Source organism: Corynebacterium sp. MSK071 (genome assembly GCF_030232125.1).
Lineage (GTDB): Bacteria > Actinomycetota > Actinomycetes > Mycobacteriales > Mycobacteriaceae > Corynebacterium > Corynebacterium kefirresidentii.
Genome location: NZ_JASPJA010000028.1, coordinates 1 through 2,680, shown reverse-complemented (window position 1 = coordinate 2,680; position 2,680 = coordinate 1). Strand labels below are relative to the sequence as shown.

General features: G+C 53.3%; 4 protein-coding genes. All 4 read left to right on the top strand.

Features of this window, described 5'->3' with window-relative positions:
* Positions 1-324 (top strand): hypothetical protein (locus QP990_RS12005; RefSeq protein ID WP_284799400.1); only part of this gene is annotated, 324 nt, incomplete at its 5' end.
* Between the two features lie 124 nt (positions 325-448).
* A complete protein-coding gene (locus QP990_RS12000) occupies positions 449-742 on the top strand; it encodes a hypothetical protein (RefSeq protein WP_284799398.1) in 294 nt (97 codons plus the stop codon).
* 55 nt (positions 743-797) lie between these two features.
* Positions 798-1,163 (top strand): hypothetical protein, encoded by a 366-nt coding sequence (locus QP990_RS11995; RefSeq protein ID WP_284799396.1) that lies wholly within the window; start codon positions 798-800, stop codon positions 1,161-1,163.
* A 53-nt stretch (positions 1,164-1,216) separates the two neighbouring features.
* Positions 1,217-2,680: tape measure protein (locus QP990_RS11990; protein WP_284799393.1), on the top strand; the 1,464-nt coding region annotated here is incomplete at its 3' end.

Here is a 2,680-nt window from a genome sequence, read left to right as displayed (position 1 = left end):
AATACGATTGCGTTCCCACTGGTGGGTATTCCGTTGGATATTTTCAACCTTCTCACCCGGCATTCGCCGGTGGGGCGACTATTGCGACTGTGGATTATCGGTCAGTTAGCGGTTGTGGCTGCAGTATCTATTGGCCTCGTGGCTTTAGTGGTTGTCCTCAATGTTGCTGGGGCTGTTACTGGTTTCATGGCGTCAACTGGCCTTGCGGTAGCAATCGTGCTTGTGTACCTGTATTCCTTTATCCCAATTGTCGCTGTACTCATTTTGGCTTACTTCGCAATCGCAGCCGGTTTGGGATGGTTGCTAGCTAGCTTTGGGCCGTAAACAGCCGTACATAAGTGCTGCTATCATGAGGGTGCAAGGATTGCAGTAGTCTCCTTCCAGCAAGGTAGGAGACTGCGCAAGTCCGCATGTAAAACACGTATTCGATTCGGGGGAATTGTTTGTTTTGGCTGCAAAGAAGAACGCCAAGAAAAACACCACAACCGCAGACAACTGGTTCAACTACACCACAAACAACGGTGACAAAATCAGCCTGCCGCCGATTGACTCCATCATCACCGTCGGCGACCGCCGCCGCGCCAAGCGAGACGGCCTTGATGATGAAGACTTCTCCTGGATGATTCTTGAGCGCGCCGCCGACAAGTCTGATGACGGCACCCTCGATGTCATCGATAACATGCGCATGGACGAGTTCAACACGTTCATGCAGGACTGGAGCGAAGGCGGCGACAAAAGCTAGCCTTGGCGAAATCGTCTCCCTCATCGACGCCGTGGACACCGACACCCGATTTTCTATGGCAGTCGAAAGGGAACTCATCGAAGCCGGTATACGCTGGCGGTGGATAAACGACGGCACAGACCGTGTCACGTGGAATGATGCCATCGCTTTGATTGCCACCGCTGGCCCAGACTCGGCGCTGGTGCGCAATGCACAAAAGAAGGACTGGGAATGGAACCTTACCAATCAGCTCCTGGCGCATATTGCTGACCAGCAGGCGATGAGTGCTTGGGGAGGTAAGGGGCAAAAGCCTAAGCCTATCCCCCGCCCCGGAGTCGACGACAAGAAAACCGAAACTGCTGGAATTCAGGCAGAAGGACTTACCAAGCAAGAAATGGACGAATGGCTAGGCGATGACTGGCCTGGCGTTGACGGGGGTTAAGCATGGGTGCAAACTTCGATGTTGGTACCGGCTGGGTCAGTATCGTGCCGAAAATGGGAGATTTTTCCCAGGTACGCAAGCAGATTGATAAGGCTGTGGTCAGCCCTTCTAGCTCGTGGGGCGAGAAGATGGGTGGCAAAATCACCAGTGGTCTGAAGAAGACGATGAAAGCTGGTGCTGTAGCCACCACCGCCGCTGCTGGTGTCAGCGCGGGTAAAGCCTTTAGTGATGGGTTTAACCGCCTTGCTTCGACTGACAAGGCAGAAAAAGCCCTCGAGGGCCTAGGCTATAAGGGCAAAGACATCGACCAGATTATGGGCAATGTCAACAAGTCCATTGAGGGCACCTCCTTCCTCATGGGTGATACCGCCCAGGTTGCCTCTGTCATGCTCAGCTCGGGCATTAAGCCGGGGCAGGACCTTCAGGACACGCTAAGCCGTGTTGCCGACTCTGCTGCTCATTCTGGTGTTTCTATGGGCGAGATGGGCTCTATTTGGTCCAAGGTTGCTGCCCGCGGCCACGTTGACGGTGAAGTTATGGCCCAGTTGATGGACCGAGGAATCGGCCTGCAGCAAAAACTCGCCGACCAGATGGGCGTGACTAAAGAAGAAGTCACCGACATGATTAGCTCGGGCAAGGTCTCATTCGAGGACTTTTCTAACGCCATGAACGACATGTTCGATGGCGCCGCCCAAAAGCAACGCGAAACATTCAAAGGCTCCTTCGACACTATGGCAGCGTTTGCGTCTCACGTGACTGCTGCATTCATTCAGCCTTTCTACGACGGCATGATTCCCGTCTTTAACGCACTATCGGATGGATTCGAAAGAATCACTCCACAGATTGGTGATTTCGCTGGACAGCTCTCAGACAAGATTGCCCCGATTTTTGACCACTTGGCTGATGACGTCATTCCGAAAATGTTCGACGCGATTTCGAACATTGATTTTAATTCGGTGATGAATTCGTTCACGTCGATGGGGAATTTAGCAGTCCAAGCATGGCCTGCAGTTGAACAACTAGGCAGTTCAGTAGCCCAGCTTCTCAGCGCCATCGCACCTATTCTGCCTTCCATCGTCACTGCCATGGGCTCTATTGCTGTCGGTAGTCTGCCTGCTATTGTCGACCTGTTAAATGCTCTCGCGCCGCTGATTTCTAACGTGGTTGTCCCGGCCATTGAGATGCTCACCGACCAGATGGCCAAGCACCCAGGATTGGCTGCTGCGGCTGCTGGTGGGTTTATGACGTGGGCTAAAGTCATTACGCCGATCACTCGCGGGTTTAAGGCGTTTAAGGCAGGCGGCGACATTATCGCATCATTCGGGCCGAAGTTGGGCCCTGCGATAAAGGGGTTTATGGGATTCCGTAAGGCTTTGGGCGGAATCATTAAGGTCGGGCGCATCATCTTCACTGGGCTGCGTACCTTGCCTGCACTGTTGGCGGCTATTTTTGACACAAACCCAATTGGCCTTATTGTCACAGCTATTGCCGCCGTCGTTGCAGGCATTACACTCTTT